The sequence below is a fragment of the Nocardioides alcanivorans genome (genome assembly GCF_021555175.1).
Lineage (GTDB): Bacteria > Actinomycetota > Actinomycetes > Propionibacteriales > Nocardioidaceae > Nocardioides > Nocardioides alcanivorans.
In genome coordinates this window covers 19,362-38,798 of the sequence record NZ_JAKGRW010000057.1, presented here as the reverse complement: position 1 = coordinate 38,798, position 19,437 = coordinate 19,362, and the positions used below count along the sequence as shown (strand labels likewise).

The window sequence follows — 19,437 nt, the reverse complement described above, 5'->3', positions numbered from 1 at the left end:
GGAGGACTCAGCCCTGGGCGTTCTCGATGAAGGAGACGGCGTCGCCGACGGTCTTCAGGTTCTTGACCTGGTCGTCGGGGATGGTGACGCCGAACTTCTCCTCGGCAGCAACGACGACCTCGACCATGCTCAGCGAGTCGACGTCCAGGTCGTCGGTGAAGGACTTGTCGAGCTGCACGTCGTCAGCGGGGATGCCGGCAACCTCGTTGACGATCTCGGCGAGGTCGGCGCGGATCTCTTCAGTGGTGGCCATGAGGCCCTCCTTGTTTCTCGGTGTTGGGTGCTGCGATCTGGGGAAATCAGGGGACGGTGACGACCTGGGCCGCGAACGCCAGGCCGGCGCCGAAGGCGATGAGCAGGGCCTTGTCGCCGCTGCGGGCCTCGCCCTCGTCGACCATGCGGCTGAGTGCCAAGGGCACGGACGCCGCGGAGGTGTTGCCGGCATCGACGATGTCGCGGGCCACTCGCACGCGCTCGGGGAGCTTCATCGTGCGGATCATGACGTCGGTGATGCGGTTGTTGGCCTGGTGGGGCACGAAGACGTCGATGTCGTCGACGGTCAGCCCGGCCTTGTCGATCGCCTCCAGGGCAACCTTGGCCATGGCGAAGGACGCCCAGCGGAACACCGCCGAACCCTGCATCACCAGGTGGGGCATCTCATCGACGTTGTCGCGGACCGCGGTGCCCCAGTCGATGTTCTGACGGATCAGGTCGGACTGCTCGCCGTCGGACCCCCAGACCACCGGGGAGATGGCGGGTACGTCGCTGGGTCCGATGACGACGGCGCCGGCGCCGTCGGCGAAGATGAAGGCAGTGCCGCGGTCGGTGGCACTGGTGATGTCGCTGAGTTTCTCGACGCCCACCACGAGCACGTGCTCGGCGGAGCCGCCGCGGACCAGGTCGTTGGCCAGCGCAACGCCGTGGCAGAAGCCGGCGCAAGCAGCAGAGATGTCGAAAGCCGCGCCCTTGGTGCCCAGCTCGGCTGCGATCAACGAGGCCGCGGCCGGCGTCTGCAGCAGGTGGCTGACGGTGGCCACGATGACGGTGTCGACCTGCGTTCCCTCCAGCCCGGCGTGGGCCAGGGCGCCTCGTGCGGCCGCCACCGACATGGAGACCACGGTCTCATCGGCCCCGGCGAAGCGACGACTGCGAATGCCAGAACGCTGCTGGATCCACTCGTCGCTCGAGTCGATCGCGTCGACGACCTCGGCGTTGGGGACCTCGCGCACCGGCCGATAGCTGCCGATGCCGAGGATCCGTGCGTGCTGCACGGCACTCATCAGGCCACGCTCGGGTGGAGCCGGACCAGCGGCTGGCCGGGCGAGACCAGGTCGCCGTCCTCGACGAGCCACTCGACGACGGTCCCGCCGTGCGGGGCGAGCACCGGCGTACGGTCGCGCAGGCTGGCGACTGCCCCGAGGCTGGCATTCATGCCCAAGGACTCGGCGGTGGCTGCTTGGGCATCCACATGCCAAGTGCCCTTGATCGGGGAGACGATCAGGCGCCAGGTCGGGGTGGAGTCGACCGGGCTCGGGTCACCGTGCTTCTCCACGAAGGCACGGGCGTCGTCGAGCTGGTCGGGCGTCGTGAGGGCGAACGTCTCGACGCCCTTGAGGGCCCGCTTCGCGATGCCGGTCAGGGTGCCCGCCGGAGGCATCTCAAGGATGCCGGTCACGCCGAGGTCGCGCATGGTGTCCATGCAGAGGTCCCAACGCACCGGCTGGGCGATCTGGCCGACGATGCGCTTGAGCACCTCCGGGCCGTCGTGCACGATCTCGCCGTCGCGGTTGGAGATCACCAGCGTGCGCGGGTCGTGCGTGGAGACAGCGCGGGCCAAGTGCTTCACGTGGTCCACGGCTGGAGACATGTGCTCGGTGTGGAACGCCCCGGCGACTGCCAGCGGCCGCAGTCGCGCCTTGGCAGGCGGCTCCTCGGCGAATGCGGCGAGCTGCTCCATGGTGCCGGCGGCGACGATCTGGCCAGGACCGTTGTCGTTGGCGGCGGTGAGCCCGTGCTTGGCGATGGCAGCGAGCACCTCGTCGCGATCGCCGCCGAGCACGGCGGTCATGCCGGTGGGGGTGGCGGCTGCCGCCTTGGCCATCGCTTGGCCGCGCTCGCGCACCAGCACCATTGCCTGTTCGGCGGTGATGGCACGGGCACCGGCCGCTGCAGTCAGCTCGCCGACGCTGTGACCGGCGACAGCGCCCACGCGTCCGAATGCGTCAGCAGGGTGCGGGAAGAGCTCGAGGGCAGCGACGAGTCCGGTGGCCACCAGCAGCGGCTGTGCGATCTCGGTGGCCCGGATCGTCTCGGCGTCGGAGTTGGTGCCGTGCTCGACCAGGTCGATCCCGGCGACCGTGGAGAGCCACTCGAACCGCTGGCGGAAGACCGGATCGGCCAACCAGGGAGTGAGAAAACCGGGCGTCTGGGCGCCTTGACCGGGAGCAACGATTACGAGCACAGGACAACTGTGCCTTGTGGGTTCCCCATCACGGGTTGGCGGCACGCACGAAAAAGAGGGCCGAATCTTTGTTGGGTTCCAACAGTTTCTGGTTACCCGTCAGTTGCTTGTCCCCGGCTGTTGGCCGAGTCTTGTCGCAACCTGCCCAGTGTCAGTGCGATGGCCATGGTGTGAGCATCGCGCGGGTCGGTGGGGAGAGCCCGGTGAGATCGGTGACCTGGCGCAGTCGATAACGCACGGTGTTGGGATGCACGAAGAGCGCCCGCCCGGTGGCCTCGACCGAGCGGTTCGAGGCGAACCAGGTGTCGAGGGTCTCCAGCAGGGTCCCGCGAGCATGGCGCAGCACGTCGTAGACCCCGGCCACCAGCTGTTCACGGGCGAGCTGCTCACCGGCCAGCACCCGCTCGGGGAGCAGGTCGTCCGCGAAGACCGGCCGGGGGCTCCGGGCCAGACCGTGGCGACCTGTTCGGCTGCCACGGCTGCCAGCGCCGAGCGGTGAGCGGTGTCGAGTCCCTCGGCTCGGGGGCCGACCACGATGGGGCCGTCAGCGAAGTGCGGCACGATGCACTGGGCGTCTGCCAACGGCTCCTTGACGCCTCCGAGCACGATGACCATCCGCTCGCCGTGCATCGCGCACAGCGCGTCGAGTCCTCGGGAACGGGAGGTGCGCCGTACCCGTTGGAACGTCTCCACGGGCTCGCCGGCTGGCGCGGGACCGAGGACGACGACCACGTCTCCCTTGCCCTCCCAGCCGAGCGCGCTGGCGCGACCGAGCATGGTCGGGTCGCGGTCGGAACGGAGGACCGAGTCGACGACGAGCGCTTCGAGACGGGCATCCCACGCGCCTCGGAGCTCGGCGGCGCGGGCATAGACCTCCGCGGTGGCGAAGGCGAGTTCGCGTCCGTAGCGGAGCACGCCCAGGTGCACGAGTTGCGCGGCCTGCGGCTCGAGGAGTTGGTCGAGATGGGTCTCGACCACGTCGATCGTGAGCCGGACGAGTTCGACGGTCTGCTCGAGGGTCACGACCCCGGCGAGGGCACGGGGAGCGACTCCGAACACGGCGTCTGCGATACCGGGGTCGGCTGCCGCGCCGACCACGTCCTCGGGCTGTTCCTGGAACCACTCGATGAAGGCCTTGATGCCGGCCTGCGCGACCATGCCGACCCACGAGCGATCCTCGGCCGACATCGCCGAGAACCACGGCTTGTCGGACTCCATCTGGGCCATGGCCGCGTTGCTGAGGGTGCCCATCGAACGGAGCAGGGCCTGAGCGGCGTCATCGCGCGGCGAACTGGGTGACACGGGTTGACCCTACGCCCGTGCAGACGGGGTGGCGGCGCGAGGGAGGGTCCCGGTGGGTGAGGATGTGTTCACCACGAACGTAGGAGACGCGTTCTACTCGGCCATCCACCCGGAGACGGGGAAGGGGAGAGCGATGAGCAGCGACTTCGAAGTGCAGTACGTCGACCTGCACGGTTACCGCCGCGCCTACGTGAAGGCGGGCTCCGGGCCGGCACTGCTGCTCGTGCACGGTCTCGGGTGCGATCACACGACGTGGGCGCCGGTGGTCGAGGGACTGGCCCGCAACCACACCGTCATCGCACCTGACCTACTCGGTCACGGGCTGTCGGACAAGCCGCGTGCCGACTACTCGATCGCCGCCTACGCCAACGGGATGCGTGACCTCCTCAGCGTGCTCGACATCGAGAGCGCGACCGTCGTCGGGCACAGCCTGGGCGGTGGCGTGGCGATGCAGTTCGCCTATCAGTTCCCGGAGCGGACCGAGCGGCTGGTGCTCGTGGGTGCCGGCGGCCTCGGGCCCGAGGTGACGCCCCTGCTCCGGGCCATCACGCTTCCCGGGGTGCAGCACCTGCTCGCAGTAGGGGGCCTGCCTGGCATCCGGCACCTCGGTGCCGCGGCGCTGCGGGGACTGGGCAGCACATCACTGCCAGGCACCCGCGACCTCGGGGAGATCGCCACCATCGTCGACTCCTTCGCCGACCGTGGCACGCGTACGGCGGTCCGGCAGGTCACGCGGTCGGTCATCGACTGGCGCGGGCAGTACGTGACGATGGCCGACCGGGCCTATCTGGTGGGTGACCTGCCGGTGTGTGTCGTCTGGGGGCGCGACGACCTGGTGCTCCCGGTCGCCCATGCCGAGGTGGCCCACCGGTTGGTACCCTCCGCACGGGTCGAGGTGTTGCCACGGTCCGGCCACTTCCCGCACCGCGACCACCCCGAGCGCTTCGTGAGGCTGGTGCAGGACTTCGTCGCCTCCACCCGCGCCGCTGAGCACGACCCCGAGGCACGTCGCGACCTGCTCCGGGTGGGGAGCGCGACCGCTTCCGACGACCGGGACCGGGTGCTGCGGATGCGGGTCGGCACCAGCGCCTGACCCAACCGCGGGCACTTGCCGAGGAAAATGCCTGCTGGTGGGCCGTAGCCACACACGCCAAGAGCCCAATTCCCCGCCCGGGCGGGGAATTGGGCTCTTGCCGAGGGATTTCACGACCCCAGGGGGCGATCAGGCGTCGCCGCCCTCCTGGAGGATGCCGGAGACGGCGGTGGGGTCGTCGATCTGATACTTGTCGAACGCTTCCTTGACCTTGCTGGTCGCGATCTCACCGGCGTCGGCGAGTGCCTGGAGGGCCTGGACGACGACCGACTCCGCGTCGACGTTGAAGAAGCGCCGGGCGGCAGGACGGGTGTCGGCGAAGCCGAAGCCGTCGGTGCCGAGGACCCGGTAGTCGGCCGGCACCCACTTGGCGATCTGCAGCGGCACGGCGGCCATGAAGTCGGAGACCGCGACCACGGGGCCGGAGACATCGGCCAGGGTCGTGGTGACCCAGGCCTCTCGGGGCTGCTCGTCGGGGTGCAGGAGGTTCCAGTTCTCCGACTCCACGGCGTCGCGGGCCAACTCGTTCCACGAGGTGACAGACCAGGTGTCGGCGGTGACGCCCCAGTCGTCGGCGAGCAGCTGCTGGGCCTTGGCCACCCATGGGAAGCCGACTCCGGATCCCATCAGGGTCACCTGGGGGCCGGATCCGGCACCGGCGGAGACCTTGTGCATGCCGCGCAGGATTCCCTCGACGTCCACGCCCTCGGGCTCGGCGGGCTGGTCGACCGGCTCGTTGTAGACGGTGACGTAGAAGATCACGTCCTCGGCGTTCTCGCCATACATCCGCTCGAGGCCGGACTTCATGATGTGGCTGACCTCGTAGGCGAACGCCGGGTCGTAGTGCACGACCGCCGGGTTGGTCGCCGCCAGCAACGGGGAGTGCCCATCGGCATGCTGGAGGCCTTCACCGGTCAGTGTGGTGCGCCCCGCCGTGGCACCGATGAGGAAGCCGCGGGCGAGCTGGTCGGCCATGGCCCAGATCGAGTCGCCGGTGCGCTGGAACCCGAACATCGAGTAGAAGATGTAGAACGGGATCATCGGCTCGCCGTGGGTGGCGTAGGACGAGCCGGCCGCGGTCGCCGATGCCATGGCGCCTGCCTCGGAGATGCCCTCGTGGAGCATCTGCCCCTGCTCGGACTCCTTGTAGGCCAGCAACAGCTTGCGGTCGACCGACTCGTAGGTCTGCCCGCCCGGGTTGTAGACCTTGGCCGTCGGGAACATCGCGTCCATGCCGAAGGTCCGGTACTCGTCGGGTGCGATCGGCACGATCCGCTCGCCGATGCCCGGCGACTTCATCCAGTCCTTGAGCAGGCGGACGACGGCCATGGTGGTCGCGACCTTGTTCTTGCCCGTGCCCTGCTTGAGGGAGTCGTAGACCTTGTCCTCGGGCAGGGTGAGGTTCTTGGCCTTCACGACCCGGTTGGGGATCGAGCCGCCGAGCTGGCGACGACGCTCCATCATGTATTCCATCTCGGTCGACTCGGCGCCGGGGTGGAAGAACGGCGCGCGGCCGTCGGCCTCGTAGGCCTCGGTGATCTCCTTGTCGCTCATCGGCAGGTAGAGCCGGTCGCGGAACTTCAGGAGGTCGGGGAGCTTCAGCTTCTTCATCTGGTGCGTGGCGTTCTTGCCCTCCAGCGCCTCGATGGTCCAGCCCTTCACGGTGTGGGCGAGGATCACGGTGGGCTGGCCCACGTGCTTGGTGGCGGCATCGAACGCGGCGTAGACCTTGCGGTAGTCGTGGCCACCGCGAGGCAGCTTCTCGATCTGCCGGTCGGTCATGTGCTCGACCATCTTGCGCAGTCGCGGGTCGGGGCCGAAGAAGTTCTCCCGGTTGTAGGCGCCGTCCTCGACCGAGAACGTCTGGAAGGCGCCGTCGGGCGTGGAGTTCATCTTGTTGACGAGGACCCCGTCGACGTCACGGGCGAGCAGGTCGTCCCAGTCGCGGCCCCAGATCACCTTGATGACGTTCCAGCCGGCGCCCCGGAAGTTGGACTCCAGCTCCTGGATGATCTTGCCGTTGCCGGTGACCGGCCCGTCGAGCTGCTGCAGGTTGCAGTTGATCACCCAGGTGAGGTTGTCGAGCTCCTCGCGAGCGGCGACGCGGATGGCGCCGAGAGACTCGGGTTCGGCCATCTCGCCGTCGCCGAGGAAGGCCCACACCTGCTGGTCGCCGGTGTCCTTGATGCCGCGGTTGTGCAGATAACGGTTGAAGCGAGCCTGGTAGATCGAGTTGATACCGGTGAGGCCCATGGAGACGGTCGGGAACTCCCAGAACTCCGGCATGAGGCGGGGGTGGGGGTACGACGACAGGCCGGCGTGCGCGCCGTGCTGCACTTCCTGACGGAAGTTGAGCATCTGCTCCTCGGTGAGCCTGCCCTCGAGGAACGCTCGGGCATAGATGCCGGGAGAGGCGTGGCCCTGGATGTAGATCTGGTCGCCGCCGCCGGGGTGGTCCTTGCCGCGGAAGAAGTGGTTGAAGCCGACTTCGTAGAGCGAGGCACTGGACTGGTAGGTGGCGATGTGGCCGCCGACCTCCAGGCCGGGACGGTTGGCGTCCGAGACCATGACGGCCGCGTTCCAGCGGATGAAGGCCCGGATCCGGCGTTCGACGTCCTCGTCGCCGGGGAACCAGGGTTCCCGCTCTGGCGGGATCGTGTTGATGTAGTCGGTGCTGCGCAGCGCCGGAACGCCGACCTGGCGCTCCCGGGCGCGCTCGAGCAGCCGCAACATCACATAGCGCGCGCGGTCGCGACCGCGCTCGTCGATCATCGAGTCGAACGAGTCGATCCAGTCGGTGGTCTCGTCTGGGTCGATGTCCGGCAATTGACTGGGAAGGCCCTCGTGGATGACGGGTGCCTTCGGTGCAGTGGAAGGGGTAGTGGGGTCACTCACCCCCTCATCGTGGCACGCCGTCCATCGCTTCGGTATCTACCGTCCAGTAGCGAGCGCACGGGCGCCGGCGCGCGCGAGGGCTTGCGCCGGGGGTGGTATGTCCGGTGGACTACCCACATCCATGTCGTTTCCCACAGAGGAGAGGTAGCACCTTGAGTTCCACCCCGGGCGGCAACGCCGCCCAGAAGTCCAACCCCCAGAACAGCCCTGCCGAGCGCATGGGCTTCAAGGCGGGGATGATCGTCCAGGAACTCGGTTGGGACAACGACACCGACGATGGCCTGCGTCAAGCGATCGAGGATGCCATCGACGCCGACATGGTGGATGGCGACTACGGCAACGTCGTCGACGCTGTCGTGCTCTGGTGGCGCGCTGAGGACGGCGACCTGGTCGACGCCCTCGTGGACGCCCTCACCGACCTGACCGGCGGCGGCATCATCTGGCTGCTCACACCGAAGGTGGGCAGGCCCGGCGCGATCGACCCGGCCGACATCGCCGAGGGAGCCCCCGTCGCGGGCCTCAGCCAGACCACCACTGCGGTGGCAGGCAGTGACTGGGCGGCCACCCGCCTCGTTGCACCCAAGACGACGCACTGAGGCGACGTACCGCTGTCGAGACGTACCGCTGTCGAGAGGAACCACCATGGGCAAGATCGGCTCGTTGCTGGGCGGAGGCGCCACCTCTGCGAAGGTGCTGACCACGGCGGGGGTGCTGCGTCCCTACTCGCCCCTCACCTTGGCCAGGTTGGGACGCACCGTGCTGGCCTGGGGCACCGGTCCCGCCGGTGGCTTCGCCAGCATGGCGGTGCGCCACCCCGACGCACCGGCGCTCGTCGACGAACTCGGCCAGCTCACGTTCCATGACCTGCACGCACGCAGCAATGCGCTGGCCCACGAGCTGCGCAAGCGCGGCGTCGTCGAGGGCGACGGCATCGCGATCATGTGCCGCAACCACCGAGGTTTCCTCGACGCCAGCTTGGCGGTGGCCAAGCTGGGTGCGGACGCGCTCTACCTCAACACGGCATTCGCCGGGCCCCAGCTCAACGAGGTGCTCGCACGGGAGAAGCCCCGCATCGTCGTCCATGACGAGGAGTTCGGCGACCTGCTCTCGGGCGCGTCCGTTGAGCAGCGCCTGCTGGGATGGGTGGACGGACCCACGGTCGCCGACTCGCTCGAGGCGCTGGTGACTGTCGGAGACCGCTCCGACCTGCCCCCGCCGAAGCGGCACGGGCGCGTGGTCATCTTGACCTCGGGCACCACCGGCACCCCCAAGGGCGCGCCGCGCAACGAGGCCGGTATCGATGCGGCCGTCGCGCTGCTGTCGCGGCTGCCGCTCAAGTTCGGGTGGCGCACCCACGTGGCGGCACCGATGTTCCACACGTGGGGCTACGCCCACATGGCGTTGGCGATGTTGCTGGGCTCCACCCTCGTGCTCACCCGCAAGTTCGATCCGGAACAGGCGCTCCAGGTGATCGAGGAGCAACGCTGCGACTCCTTCGTGGTGATCCCGGTGATGTTGCAGCGCATCCTGCGGCTGCCCGAGGAGACCCTCGACACCTACGAGTTGCGCAGCCTCAAGGTGACCGCTGCCTCCGGCTCGGCGCTGGCGGGAGACCTGGCCCTGGAGTGGATGGACCGCTTCGGCGACAACCTGCACAACATCTACGGTTCCACCGAGGTCGCCTACGCCTCGATCGCCACCCCTGAAGACCTCCGGGCCGCGCCCGGAAGTGCAGGAAAGCCGCCCCATGCCACTGTCGTGAAGATCTATGACGAGCACGACCGGGAGGTGGCGGACGGAGAGGCAGGGCGCATCTTCGTCGCCAACGGTTGGCTCTTCGAGGGTTACACCGGCGGCGGCAACAAGGATGTCATCGACGGCCTCATGGCCACTGGCGACGTCGGCCGCTTCGATGCCGACGGTCGGCTCCACGTCGAGGGGCGCGACGACGAGATGATCGTCTCCGGTGGCGAGAACGTCTTCCCCCGCGAGGTCGAGGACTGCCTGGCCCGGCACGAGGCCGTGGTGGAGGTCGCCGCCATAGGTGTCGACGACTCCGACTACGGCAAGCGGCTACGGGCCTTCGTCGTGCTCGCCGATGACGTCTCCGAGGACGAGCTCAAGAACTGGGTGAAGACCAACCTGGCTCGTTTCAAGGTGCCTCGCGACATCACGGTGCTCGACGAGCTGCCCCGCAACGCCACCGGCAAGGTGCTCAAGCGCGAACTCCATCAGCTCTGAGCCGTAGCGGCTGCTGGCCACGTCTGCAGATCAGGCGGACGACTTGCGATAGCAGCTGAGCCGGCGGTCGCCGTCTTGCCACTGCACCTGGTTGGGATAGGTGAACCAGAAGGCGTCGTTGCCCACGAGTGCGCGGCACTTGGCTGCCGCCAACTCCTCCCACTGCTCAGCCGAGGGATGGGCGCCATCGGCGTCAGTGGGCACGCTGCCCGTCCAACGGAACTGGTGGGGCTGGTCGCAGCCGACGTACGACGCCTCGGCACCGGTCGTGTCGACGCAGCGCAGCCAGGGGTCGGGCATCTCACCGGAGAACACGGGAAGGCCGTCACCGGGCAGGTCGTGGTTGCCCTCCGGGCTGGTGCTGCGCAGGTCGCAGCGATACCACCGAGCACCCCGCTCGCGATGCTCGGCGTCGGGCTGCAACCACACCCATTCCACGAACGCGCCGGGAAGGGAGGCCTCCGTGAGTCCTGCCGCATCGGCCAGGCCGGACGTGCATCGGTGGGCCACCCAGGCGCGCGGGTCCGCCGCCACCTTGGTGGGCAGGACCCCGGTCAGGTAGGTGACACCGGTGTGCGGTTCGGAGCAGGGGATCTCCTCCACCGCGAGGTCACTGCCGCGGGCGACGTCGCGGGGGAGCAGGTGGCAACTGCCCTCCTGGGGCATGCCGCTGCGCACGTCGGCCTCGGGTTGGGCCCACACGACGGCCGGGCCCACCTGCACCCGCTCCGAGCCGGTCCCCGCCTGCTGTTGGCCGCACCCGGCAACGAGCAGGGTCACCACAGGCAGCACCGTGCACAGCGGGATGCGAGGATGTGGCTTCCGAGCCAAGGGACCCCCAGGGTTCGTGGACACCGAAAGCCTAGCGGCGACGTACCGGACAGGACTGAAGTTTGCACACATTGCAGGTGGGTGACCTCGCCCCCGACTTCACCCTCAGGGACCAGTTCGGGCAGGACGTCACCCTGTCGTCCTACCGCGGTTCCAAGGCGGTGCTGATCTTCTTCTATCCCTTTGCGTTCTCCGGGGTCTGTCGCGGCGAGCTCAGTCAGGTGCAGGAACGGCTGGCCGAGTTCTTGACCTTCGACTCCGAGGTCCTGGCGATCTCCTGCGACCCGACCTACAGCCTGCGCGGATTCGCCGATCACGAGAACCTGACGGTGTCGTTGCTGTCCGACTTCTGGCCGCACGGCGAGGTGGCTCGCGCCTACGACGTGTTCGACGAGGAGCGGGGCTGTGCGCAGCGGTCGACCTATCTGGTGGACCGTGACGGGCGCGTCGTCTGGGCACTGCACAACGCGATGGCCGACGGTCGTGACCTCGACGAGCACCTCAGGCAACTGCAATCGGTGACCTGACGCGCCTCTGGATCCCGGACTGCAATTTCATGCAAGGTTTGATCATTCCCGTGACAGGGCGGCCCTGCAGGACGCACGATTCATGCATCAGGACCGCTGGTGACCCGAGACACCTGCGGTCCTGATTCTCATTTCCCGGCAGTCCGGGCCGTGTAGCCCGAATTCGGGCGGTCCACATCCCGGGCGCAGCGGGAACTGATTTCCCATGGTCGTCGGTGGCTGCGTAGGGTGATCCGTCGTGCCGATGATCGGCACCTGGCGTCGGTAGCTCAGCGGTAGAGCACCCGGTTTACACCCGGGCGGTCGGCGGTTCGAAACCGTCCCGACGCACCCCAGTCCTCCCTGCCGACCATTCGTCGCGCGATGACGTCCGTTCACGGATTCGCCCCGCGTCACCCTGACGCGGTGACCCCGCACTGACTACGGTGTGCTTCACAGCCGATCCGTGAGGAATGTCACCCATGCTTGTGCCTTTTTCCGTCTCCGACTTCATCAACCGCGCCGACGCCGTCTACGGCGACCGCATCGGAGTCGTCGACGAACCCGACCAGCCTGCAGAGTCGCTGGGGAGTTCACCTATCACCAGATGCATGCGCTCGCCGCCCGGATGGCAGCCAGGCTCGACGAGCTCGGCATCGGCGAGGGTGAGCGCGTCGCAGTCGTCTCCCACAACAGTGCTCGGCTGTTGACGGCCTTCTACGGCGTCGCGGGCTATGGGCGCGTGCTGGTTCCGGTCAACTTCCGGCTGCGCCCGGACGAGGTGGCCTACATCGTGGAGCACTCCGGCGCCCGCGTGCTGTACGTCGACCCCGAGATCGACGAGGCACTGGCGTCCGTGACCGCGGAACACCGTTTCGTGCTGGGCAACGACGAGGACCTCTTCGCCGACGAGGGTGTCGCGCCCCGGCCCTGGGAGCCTGACGAGAACGCGACTGCCTGCATCAACTACACCTCGGGCACGACCGCGCGCCCCAAGGGCGTGCAGATCACGCACCGCAACATCTGGGTCAACGCGGTCACCTTCGGCCTGCACATCGCCCTGACCGACCGCGACGTACTCCTGCACACGCTGCCGATGTTCCACGCCAACGGCTGGGGACACCCCTTCGCAGCCACCGGGATGGGAGCGAAGCAGATCGTGATCCGCAAGATCGACGGGGCCGAGATCCTGCGTCGGGTGCGTGACCACGGTGTCACCTACATGTGTGCTGCTCCTGCGGTCGTCGCCAGCGTGCTCGAGGCCGCGCAGTCGTGGGAGGGAGATCCCCGGCCGCGACAAGGTGCGCATCATCGTTGCCGGCGCCCCGCCACCCACCAGGACGGTTGCCCGGGTGGAGGAGGAGCTGGGCTGGGAGTTCATCCAGATCTACGGTCTCACCGAGACCTCGCCGCTGCTCACCGTCAACCGCAGCCGGCAGGAGTGGGACGACCTCCCCGTCGAGGAGCGCGCCAGCAAGCTCATCCGCGCGGGCGCGCCCGCCCTGGGCGTCACCTTGACGACAGACGCGGAGGGCGAGGTGTTGGCTCGCTCCAACGTGGTCCTCGAGGGCTACTGGCAGCAGCCGGAGGAGAGCGCCAAGGCCTTGGCCGGAGGTTGGTTCCACACCGGTGACGGCGGTGTCATCGGCGACGACGGCTACCTGACGATCATGGACCGCAAGAAGGACGTGATCATCACGGGCGGTGAGAACGTCTCGTCCATCGAGGTCGAGGATGCCCTCTTCTCGCACCCCGCCATCGCGGAGGTGGCCGTGATCGGGGTTCCGAGTGAGAAGTGGGGCGAGACCATCAAGGCGCTCGTCGTGCTGGCCCCCGGCGAGGAGGCAACCGAGGCCGACCTGATCGGTTGGTGCAAGGAGCGCTTGGCCGGCTACAAGGCGCCCACGTCGGTGGAGTTCCGCGACGAACTGGCGCGTACGGCGACCGGCAAGCTGCAAAAGTTCAAGTTGCGGCAGCCCTACTGGGCGGACCAGGGAAAGCAGATCAACTGACGCCGTCAGGGGCGGCCAAGGTGATGAGCCGTGGGTGAGAGCGCTCTCACCCACGGCTCATCGTCACTTCACTGCACGTTGGTTGCATGTCTCTCGTCAATGAAGCGGGCCGGAAACCGGTCCCGACGAAGGGAAGCATGATGAAGCGTTTGATCCCCCTGGCCGGTCTTGGCCTGGTCGGTCTGGTTGCCGTGGGGGCCCTTGGGCTCCAGACTGCGGCCGCCGACGACGGTGACGAGGTCAACAAGCGCGACGACGACCAGCCTTCGCTGGTGCTCGTCGACGATGACGACGACGATGACGACCCGCGCGACAACACGCGTGGTGATCTGACGAACGACAACACGCGGGACAACACCCGTGGTGACCTGACGAACGACAACACGCGGGACAACACCCGTGGTGACCTGACGAACGACAACACGCGGGACAACACGCGTGGTGACCTGACGAACGACAACACGCGGGACAACACCCGTGGTGACCTGACGAACGACAACACGAACGACAACACCCGTGGTGACCTGACGAACGACAACACCCGCGACTGAGTCGGTCACGGGCGAGCGGAGGTCAGGTCATGGGCGTACGGAGCAAGCAGGCACAGTGGGGGTTCGGGGAAGGTGACGCCATCTCCGAGGGGCTCACGGCGCTACGGCTGCTCGGTGGTGGATCGAACTACGAGGCCTATCTGGCCTTCGACGACGTGACCTGGTTGCCCGTCGTGGTCAAGGTGCTCCGACCCGACCAGGTGGACGACGAAGGCGCGCTGGACGGCCTGCGCCGCGAGGCGCAGGCCCTGCGCCGGATCAACCATCCCGTGGTCGTGCGGGGGCTGCGGCACGAGGAGGCGGGGAGCGCCCGCACCTCGTGCTCGAGCAGGTCGACGGGCCGCGACTGTCGTCGTTGGTGCGTCGCCACGGTCCGCTGCAGGCCGCGCAATACCTGCCGCTGGCCATCGACCTGGCTGCTGCGCTCCACTACTTCGGCCGCATCGGTTGGGTGCACCTCGACGTGAAGCCCAGCAACGTGATCATGGGTGCGCCTGCGCGCCTGATCGACCTGTCCGTGGCTCGTCCGCTCGAGGACGCCGCCCGGGCGCGCCAGCCGATCGGCACCGATGACTGGATGGCACCTGAGCAGTGCCAGCCGGGCGAGCCGCACGAGCTCAATCGGCTCACCGACATATGGGGCCTCGGCGCCACCCTCTTCCATGCGGTCTCCGGGGAACGGCCCTTCGCCCCCGGCGACGTGGGTGCGCACGACATCGGTGGCCGGTTCCCGCAACTCGTGACCTCGTCGCGCGAGCTCCCTGCCGGCGTACCCGCACCGGTCGTGAAGGTGCTGCACGGCTGTCTGGAGCGGCGTCCAGAGGACCGACCGCTGCCGAGCGAGGTCACCGATGCGTTGGAGCCCGTCCTGGCCAGCCTGCCGCGCGGCCACCTCGCCGGCTTCCGCATCGGCCTCTGACCGTGTCGTCGTTTCCCGCCTACGCCTCGCCGTACGTCCCACAGCTCACACTCCGTCACCAGAACAGTCGCTTGGTGGGTGTGGCTATGGCCCGCAAGCGACAAGTTCCCCGCTCGGGCGGGGAATCTTGAGGCGCACGGGGCGGGTGGGGCCGGGGGTCAGGGCTCGAGCCGGTAGCCCATGCCGCGGACGGTGGTGATCCGACGGGAGCCGATCTTGCGGCGGAGGTAGCCGATGTAGACGTCGACGACGTTGGAGCCGGGGTCGAAGTCGACCTCCCAGACGTGGTCGAGGAGTTGCTCGCGCGACAGCACCTGGCCGGGGTTGAGCAGGAAGATCTCCAGCAGGGCGAACTCGCGGGCGGAGAGGTCGATGCTCTTCCCGTCGGCCGAGGCGCGGCGGGTGCGCAGGTCGAGCTCGACACCGCCCGCGCTGAGCCTTTCGCGACCAGCAGCCGGGACCTCGGCGGCCTGTCGGAGCCGCACCCGCACCCTGGCCAGCAGTTCGGCGAAGCGGAAGGGCTTGGGCATGTAGTCGTCGGCGCCGCCCTCCAGCGCGGACACGGTGTCGGTGACCGAGTCGCGGGCCGTGAGCACGATGACCGGGATCTTGGCACCTTGGGCACGCATCTGGTCGAGCACCTCGAAGCCGTCGAGTCCGGGCAGACCGATGTCGAGCACGACCAGGTCGTGGTTGCCGGACAGCGCCTCGTCGAGGCCGCTCGGGCCGTCGCCCATCACGGTCGTCTGGTGCCCCTCGGCTCGGAGCCCCTTGGCAACGAACGCGGCGATGCGTTCCTCGTCCTCGATGATCAGGATGCGGGCCATGGGTCCTCCAGGGGCAGGGTGAGCAGGAAACGTGAGCCGCCGTCGGGCTCGGGTTCGTGGCTGACGGTGCCGTCGTGGGCCTCAGCGATGGCGCGTACCAGCGACAGACCGAGGCCGAAGCCCTCGTCGCCGGAGCGCACGTTGCTGCGCGCGAAGCGGTCGAAGATCCGCGCCCGATCAGCCTCTGGTACGCCGTCACCTGAGTCGCGCACCCACAGCTCCACGTGGGAGCCGAGCGAGCGGGCACCCACGCCGATCTCGTCACCGGTGTCGGTGTGCTTCACCGCGTTGTCGGCGAGCTGCAGGAGGGCTTGGGTGAGACGCTGCTCGTCGGCCTGCAGCACCAGCTCCGGGCCGCCGTCGTCGACCCAGACGCGGTCGGCGAGTCCGGATGCCTTCGCCAGCACAGTGGAGATGAGGGAGTGCAGATCGACGGGCTCGCGCCTGACGTAGTCGGGTCGTGCACTCTTGGCCAGCTGGATCAGGTCGTTGACCAGACGGGCCATCCGGTCGGTCTCGTCGAGCAGGAGGCGCTGCGTCTCGGCGACCTCCACGGGGTCGCTGGGGTCCATCAGCTCGAGGTGGCCCTGGAGCACGGTCAACGGCGTCTTCAGCTCGTGGCCCGCCGCGTCGAGGAACAGCCGCTGGTCGGCGAAGGCACTCTCGAGGCGGTCGAGCATCTGGTTGACGGTGCGGGTCAGCCGGGTGATGTCGTCGTTGCCGGTCTCGGGGATGCGGAGCGAGAGGTCGCTACCGCTGATCTCCCGGGCGGTGTCGTCGAGGCGGCGCAACGGGGAGAGCAGGCGCCCTGCCTGCAGGGCGGCCAAGGCAGTGATGACGGCGAGGGCGAGCAGGGAGACCAAGACGTAGGTGCGCATCAGCGAACGCAACTCGTCATGGGTCTCGCCGAAGACGGTGATCACGACCAACGCCCCCGTCTCGTCGCTGCGGGTGTGCGTGACGGGCTGTACCGAAACCAGGACCTCGCCGTCGCTGGTGTCCACTGTGGTGTCGCCACCGTTGACCACGCGGGCGTTGACCGCGTCGACCACGGCCGGTTCCTTCGCCAGGTTCCCGTGGGCGGAGAGGGACACGAGTTCGGCTTGGTCAAGGAGCCAGCCGGCCAGCACCTCGGCGTCGCTGGGAACGTTGCGTTGGATGAACACGCGGAAGAGCGACTTCAGGTCGGCGAAGGGCTGACGAGTGTCTGGATCGATGCCCGTGCTCTGCAGCTTGGCGAACTCCGCGAACTCCTGGTCGGCGTGTTCGACGGCCTGGTCGTGCAGCCGTGAGGACTCCACGGCATAGACGAGGGCGCCCACCAGCGCCATCGCCAGCGCAGCGAGCAGGGCCAGGGCGAGGGTGAGGCGGATCCGGACGCTCAGGCCGGGGCGCCGCGACCGAGGTGGGTTCGCCGGCGCGTCAACCACCCTCAACCCTCACCGCCGATCAGTCGTCATCGTCGTCGTCATCATCGTCATCGTCGTCCCAGTCGTCATCGTCCCAGTCGTCGTCATCGTCGTCGTCGCGATCATGTGGCTGGGGATGCACGACTTCCGGCTCCGTGCGCTTCTGGGACGGTTTCGTCTTCGGATCGGAGTTCTTCGTGGGCTCGCCGCTGGGAACGTCGGTGGGCCCACCCGAGTTGCCTTCGTCGTCGGAGAGGGTGCCGGTCACCACGATCGGTGATCGTTGCTCGGGAGCCTCGGTGCCGCCGGTCAGGGTGCCGGCGACATAGGCAGACAGGGGAAGCAGCACAGCTGCCACCCCGACCAAGGTCCACGGAATCCTCATGATGCCCACCATCCTGCACCACGATGGGGCGGTGATGAGACCTCGATGAGAACTCCCTCACGAAGCAGGTCGCCAGGCGCCGAGGTGCTCCTGGCCGGTCGCTAGGCTCGGCGCCATGACGACCCTTGCTGACGTGGTTGACCTGGTGCACGGCTGGTATCCGCCCCACACCGCCGACTCATGGGACGCAGTCGGCCTCGTGCTCGGTGATCCCGCGCAGCAGGTGCGCAAGGTGATGCTTGCCGTCGACCCCTCGCCTGCTGTCGCGAAGGAGGCTGCGGAGTGGAAGGCCGATCTGCTCGTGGTGCACCATCCGTTGCTGCTCAAACCGGTGCACGGATTCGCGGCCACCACGCCGAAGGGGCGCACTCTCGCCACGCTTGCCGGCGCCAACTGCGCCCTGCTCACCGCCCACACCAACGCCGACCAGGCGCTTGGCGGGGTCTCGGAGGCACTTGCCCACGCCGTCGGACTGGAGGACCTCACGCCGATCGTCGCAGCGCCGGGTGAGCCCCGCGACAAGATCATCGTCTTCGTTCCTTCCGACGCAGCAGCTCCGGTGCGTGCTGCCGTGGCCGAGGCGGGGGCGGGTGCGCTCGGCAACTACGACCACTGCACCTTCACCGCCACCGGGCAGGGCCGCTTCCGCCCGCTGGACGGTGCCGACCCGGCGATCGGCACCATCGGTGACATCGCCGTCGTCGAGGAGGATCGGGTGGAGGTGCTCGCGCCTCGCAAGCTCCGTCGTACGGTCCTGGAAGCCATGCTCGCTGCCCATCCCTACGAGGAGCCGGCCTACGACGTCATCGAGCTCGGTGACCCCGGGTTCACCGAGACCGGGACCGGCCGTATCGGCAGGTTGCCCGAGCCCCAGACACTGCGCGAGTTCGCGCAGCGCGTCGCTGAGGCGCTTCCGGAGACCGCCCACGGCACACGGGTCGGCGGCGACCCCGAGCGGGAGGTACGACGCGTCGCGGTGTGCGGAGGGGCCGGTGACTTCCTGCTCCCGCAACTCAGCTCCGCCGACATCGACGTCTATCTGACCTCCGACCTGCGCCACCACCCGGCATCGGAGTTCCTGGAGCACGGCGGGCCTGCCCTGGTCGACGTCGCCCACTGGGCGGCGGAGTCGATGTGGCTCCCGGTGGTGCAGAAGCGACTCGACGACGCGCTGGGGGATACGGTTGTCTCCCGGGTGAGCACCACGCCCACCGATCCGTGGACCTTCCGCATCTAGGAGCCGACGCTGAAAGCCGATCCCGCCGCCCAGGAGAGCCTGCTCGCGGTCGCCGCGCTCGATGAGCGCATCAATCAGTTGCGCCACCAGTTGCGCAGCCTGCCCGAGTTTGCCGCCCTGCAGTCCTTGGGGAGAGCCGCACGGTCGTCATCGACCGTGCGCGTGACCTGCGGGTCGTCGTCGACGACCTGACGCGCGACCAGAAGAAGTCCGATCGCGAGGTCGAGCAGGTACGTGCCCGCCGCGACCGGGACCGCAAGCGGATCGACGAGGGGCAGATCACCAATCCCAAGGACCTCGAGCGGATGACGCACGAGATGGTGTCACTGGAGCGTCGCATCTCCGACCTCGAAGACGTCGAGCTCGAGATCATGGCCCGCCTCGAGGATGCGCAGAGTGACCTCACGGCCGCTGAGTCCGACCTGACCGACCTCGACGAGCAGATTGCGGCGACCACCGCGGAACGTGACCGCCGTGGCGGCGCGTTGCAGGGCGAGCTCACCGAGACGGAGGCCAAGCGGGTTGCGGCGATCGCCAGCATTCCCGCCGAGCTGCTCAGGCTCTACGACAAGGTCCGCGAGCGGCAGGGCACCGGGGCTGCGATGCTGCGGGCCCGCCGGTGCGAGGGCTGTCAGATCACGCTTGACGCCGGCACCCTCGGCCAGATCACCAAGGCGGCTGCCGACGAAGTGGTGCGGTGCGAGGAGTGCAGTCGCATCCTCGTGCGCACGGACGAGTCCGGCCTCATCGGCCGTTCCTGAGGACGTC

General features: G+C 68.4%; 19 protein-coding genes, 1 tRNA gene and 2 pseudogenes. 13 read left to right on the top strand and 9 right to left on the bottom strand.

The window, feature by feature from the left end; all coding sequences use genetic code 11:
- Positions 1-7: 7 nt before the first annotated feature.
- From L1066_RS24485 to L1066_RS29245, 4 genes are all read right to left on the bottom strand, one after another.
- Positions 8-253, bottom strand: a complete 246-nt coding sequence (locus L1066_RS24485) for an acyl carrier protein (protein ID WP_235738942.1) — start codon at positions 251-253, stop codon at positions 8-10.
- Positions 254-299: 46 nt separating this feature from the next.
- Positions 300-1,280 carry a beta-ketoacyl-ACP synthase 3 gene (locus L1066_RS24480; protein WP_235738941.1) on the bottom strand — a complete coding sequence of 327 codons (981 nt, stop codon included), beginning with the start codon at positions 1,278-1,280 and terminating at the stop codon, positions 300-302.
- A complete protein-coding gene (locus L1066_RS24475) occupies positions 1,280-2,461 on the bottom strand; it encodes an acyltransferase domain-containing protein (RefSeq protein WP_235738940.1) in 1,182 nt (393 codons plus the stop codon). Before L1066_RS24475 ends, L1066_RS24480 begins: the two co-directional genes overlap by 1 nt.
- A gap of 99 nt (positions 2,462-2,560) precedes the next feature.
- Entirely contained in the window at positions 2,561-3,763 is a 1,203-nt protein-coding gene (locus L1066_RS29245) for a PucR family transcriptional regulator (protein ID WP_446499933.1), read from the bottom strand.
- Positions 3,764-3,896: 133 nt separating this feature from the next.
- On the opposite strand from L1066_RS29245, the gene L1066_RS24460 reads away from it, so the two are divergent.
- Positions 3,897-4,856 (top strand): alpha/beta fold hydrolase, encoded by a 960-nt coding sequence (locus L1066_RS24460; RefSeq protein ID WP_235738939.1) that lies wholly within the window; start codon positions 3,897-3,899, stop codon positions 4,854-4,856.
- A 129-nt stretch (positions 4,857-4,985) separates the two neighbouring features.
- On the opposite strand, the gene aceE is transcribed toward L1066_RS24460, so the two are convergent.
- Complete coding sequence (gene aceE / locus L1066_RS24455; protein WP_235738938.1) at positions 4,986-7,751, bottom strand: pyruvate dehydrogenase (acetyl-transferring), homodimeric type; 2,766 nt, start codon at positions 7,749-7,751, stop codon at positions 4,986-4,988.
- Between the two features lie 218 nt (positions 7,752-7,969).
- On the opposite strand from aceE, the gene L1066_RS24450 reads away from it, so the two are divergent.
- Both L1066_RS24450 and L1066_RS24445 read left to right on the top strand, forming a co-directional pair.
- A complete protein-coding gene (locus L1066_RS24450; RefSeq protein WP_283095617.1) occupies positions 7,970-8,347 on the top strand; it encodes a DUF3052 domain-containing protein in 378 nt (125 codons plus the stop codon).
- A 46-nt stretch (positions 8,348-8,393) separates the two neighbouring features.
- Positions 8,394-9,992 carry an AMP-binding protein gene (locus tag L1066_RS24445; protein WP_235738937.1) on the top strand — a complete coding sequence of 533 codons (1,599 nt, stop codon included), beginning with the start codon at positions 8,394-8,396 and terminating at the stop codon, positions 9,990-9,992.
- Between the two features lie 30 nt (positions 9,993-10,022).
- Here the strand turns inward: L1066_RS24445 and L1066_RS24440 are convergent, their stop codons facing one another.
- The gene (locus L1066_RS24440) at positions 10,023-10,775 is read right to left on the bottom strand and encodes a septum formation family protein (RefSeq protein WP_235738936.1); all 753 of its coding nucleotides are present in this window, start codon (positions 10,773-10,775) and stop codon (positions 10,023-10,025) included.
- A 125-nt stretch (positions 10,776-10,900) separates the two neighbouring features.
- On the opposite strand from L1066_RS24440, the gene L1066_RS24435 reads away from it, so the two are divergent.
- The 8 genes and pseudogenes from L1066_RS24435 (at position 10,901) to L1066_RS24405 (ending at position 14,811) form a co-directional block, all read left to right on the top strand.
- Complete coding sequence (locus tag L1066_RS24435; protein WP_235738935.1) at positions 10,901-11,350, top strand: peroxiredoxin; 450 nt, start codon at positions 10,901-10,903, stop codon at positions 11,348-11,350.
- 258 nt (positions 11,351-11,608) lie between these two features.
- Positions 11,609-11,680: transfer RNA gene (locus L1066_RS24430), tRNA-Val, on the top strand.
- Between the two features lie 256 nt (positions 11,681-11,936).
- A pseudogene (locus L1066_RS24425) lies at positions 11,937-12,539 on the top strand (AMP-binding protein); the annotation flags it as partial.
- Positions 12,532-12,846 (top strand): annotated as a pseudogene (locus L1066_RS29030) (AMP-binding protein); the annotation flags it as partial. The pseudogenes L1066_RS24425 and L1066_RS29030, both read left to right, overlap by 8 nt.
- A 24-nt stretch (positions 12,847-12,870) precedes the next feature.
- Positions 12,871-13,341 carry a class I adenylate-forming enzyme family protein gene (locus L1066_RS29025; protein WP_376707737.1) on the top strand — a complete coding sequence of 157 codons (471 nt, stop codon included), beginning with the start codon at positions 12,871-12,873 and terminating at the stop codon, positions 13,339-13,341.
- 140 nt (positions 13,342-13,481) lie between these two features.
- A complete protein-coding gene (locus L1066_RS24415; RefSeq protein ID WP_235738933.1) occupies positions 13,482-13,892 on the top strand; it encodes a hypothetical protein in 411 nt (136 codons plus the stop codon).
- A gap of 29 nt (positions 13,893-13,921) precedes the next feature.
- Positions 13,922-14,359 carry a hypothetical protein gene (locus L1066_RS24410; RefSeq protein ID WP_235738932.1) on the top strand — a complete coding sequence of 146 codons (438 nt, stop codon included), beginning with the start codon at positions 13,922-13,924 and terminating at the stop codon, positions 14,357-14,359.
- The gene (locus L1066_RS24405) at positions 14,251-14,811 is read left to right on the top strand and encodes a protein kinase domain-containing protein (protein WP_235739187.1); all 561 of its coding nucleotides are present in this window, start codon (positions 14,251-14,253) and stop codon (positions 14,809-14,811) included. Before L1066_RS24410 ends, L1066_RS24405 begins: the two co-directional genes overlap by 109 nt.
- Positions 14,812-14,969: 158 nt before the next feature.
- Here the strand turns inward: L1066_RS24405 and L1066_RS24400 are convergent, their stop codons facing one another.
- The 3 genes from L1066_RS24400 to L1066_RS24390 are packed head-to-tail and all read right to left on the bottom strand — an operon-like array spanning position 14,970 to position 17,432.
- Positions 14,970-15,638 carry a response regulator transcription factor gene (locus tag L1066_RS24400; protein WP_235738931.1) on the bottom strand — a complete coding sequence of 223 codons (669 nt, stop codon included), beginning with the start codon at positions 15,636-15,638 and terminating at the stop codon, positions 14,970-14,972.
- A complete protein-coding gene (locus L1066_RS28215) occupies positions 15,623-17,068 on the bottom strand; it encodes a sensor histidine kinase (RefSeq protein ID WP_235738930.1) in 1,446 nt (481 codons plus the stop codon). Before L1066_RS28215 ends, L1066_RS24400 begins: the two co-directional genes overlap by 16 nt.
- Positions 17,069-17,087: 19 nt before the next feature.
- Positions 17,088-17,432: a hypothetical protein gene (locus L1066_RS24390; protein WP_235738919.1), complete on the bottom strand. Its 345-nt coding sequence runs from the start codon at positions 17,430-17,432 to the stop codon at positions 17,088-17,090.
- Between the two features lie 115 nt (positions 17,433-17,547).
- Here L1066_RS24390 and L1066_RS24385 point away from each other — a divergent pair, with 115 nt between their 5' ends.
- Together L1066_RS24385 and L1066_RS24375 are read left to right on the top strand one after the other, a co-directional pair.
- Positions 17,548-18,669 carry a Nif3-like dinuclear metal center hexameric protein gene (locus tag L1066_RS24385; RefSeq protein ID WP_235738920.1) on the top strand — a complete coding sequence of 374 codons (1,122 nt, stop codon included), beginning with the start codon at positions 17,548-17,550 and terminating at the stop codon, positions 18,667-18,669.
- 149 nt (positions 18,670-18,818) lie between these two features.
- A complete protein-coding gene (locus L1066_RS24375; protein WP_446499935.1) occupies positions 18,819-19,430 on the top strand; it encodes a zinc ribbon domain-containing protein in 612 nt (203 codons plus the stop codon).
- Positions 19,431-19,437 lie beyond the last annotated feature (7 nt).

Coding starts and splice junctions, on each gene's coding strand:
- L1066_RS24485 (WP_235738942.1), bottom strand. CDS start 253: ATGGCCACCACTGAAGAGATCCGCGCCGACCTCGCCGAGATCGTCAAC.
- L1066_RS24480 (WP_235738941.1), bottom strand. CDS start 1,280: ATGAGTGCCGTGCAGCACGCACGGATCCTCGGCATCGGCAGCTATCGG.
- L1066_RS24460 (WP_235738939.1), top strand. CDS start 3,897: ATGAGCAGCGACTTCGAAGTGCAGTACGTCGACCTGCACGGTTACCGC.
- L1066_RS24450 (WP_283095617.1), top strand. CDS start 7,970: ATGGGCTTCAAGGCGGGGATGATCGTCCAGGAACTCGGTTGGGACAAC.
- L1066_RS24445 (WP_235738937.1), top strand. CDS start 8,394: ATGGGCAAGATCGGCTCGTTGCTGGGCGGAGGCGCCACCTCTGCGAAG.
- L1066_RS24415 (WP_235738933.1), top strand. CDS start 13,482: ATGAAGCGTTTGATCCCCCTGGCCGGTCTTGGCCTGGTCGGTCTGGTT.
- L1066_RS24410 (WP_235738932.1), top strand. CDS start 13,922: ATGGGCGTACGGAGCAAGCAGGCACAGTGGGGGTTCGGGGAAGGTGAC.
- L1066_RS24400 (WP_235738931.1), bottom strand. CDS start 15,638: ATGGCCCGCATCCTGATCATCGAGGACGAGGAACGCATCGCCGCGTTC.
- L1066_RS24390 (WP_235738919.1), bottom strand. CDS start 17,432: ATGAGGATTCCGTGGACCTTGGTCGGGGTGGCAGCTGTGCTGCTTCCC.
- L1066_RS24385 (WP_235738920.1), top strand. CDS start 17,548: ATGACGACCCTTGCTGACGTGGTTGACCTGGTGCACGGCTGGTATCCG.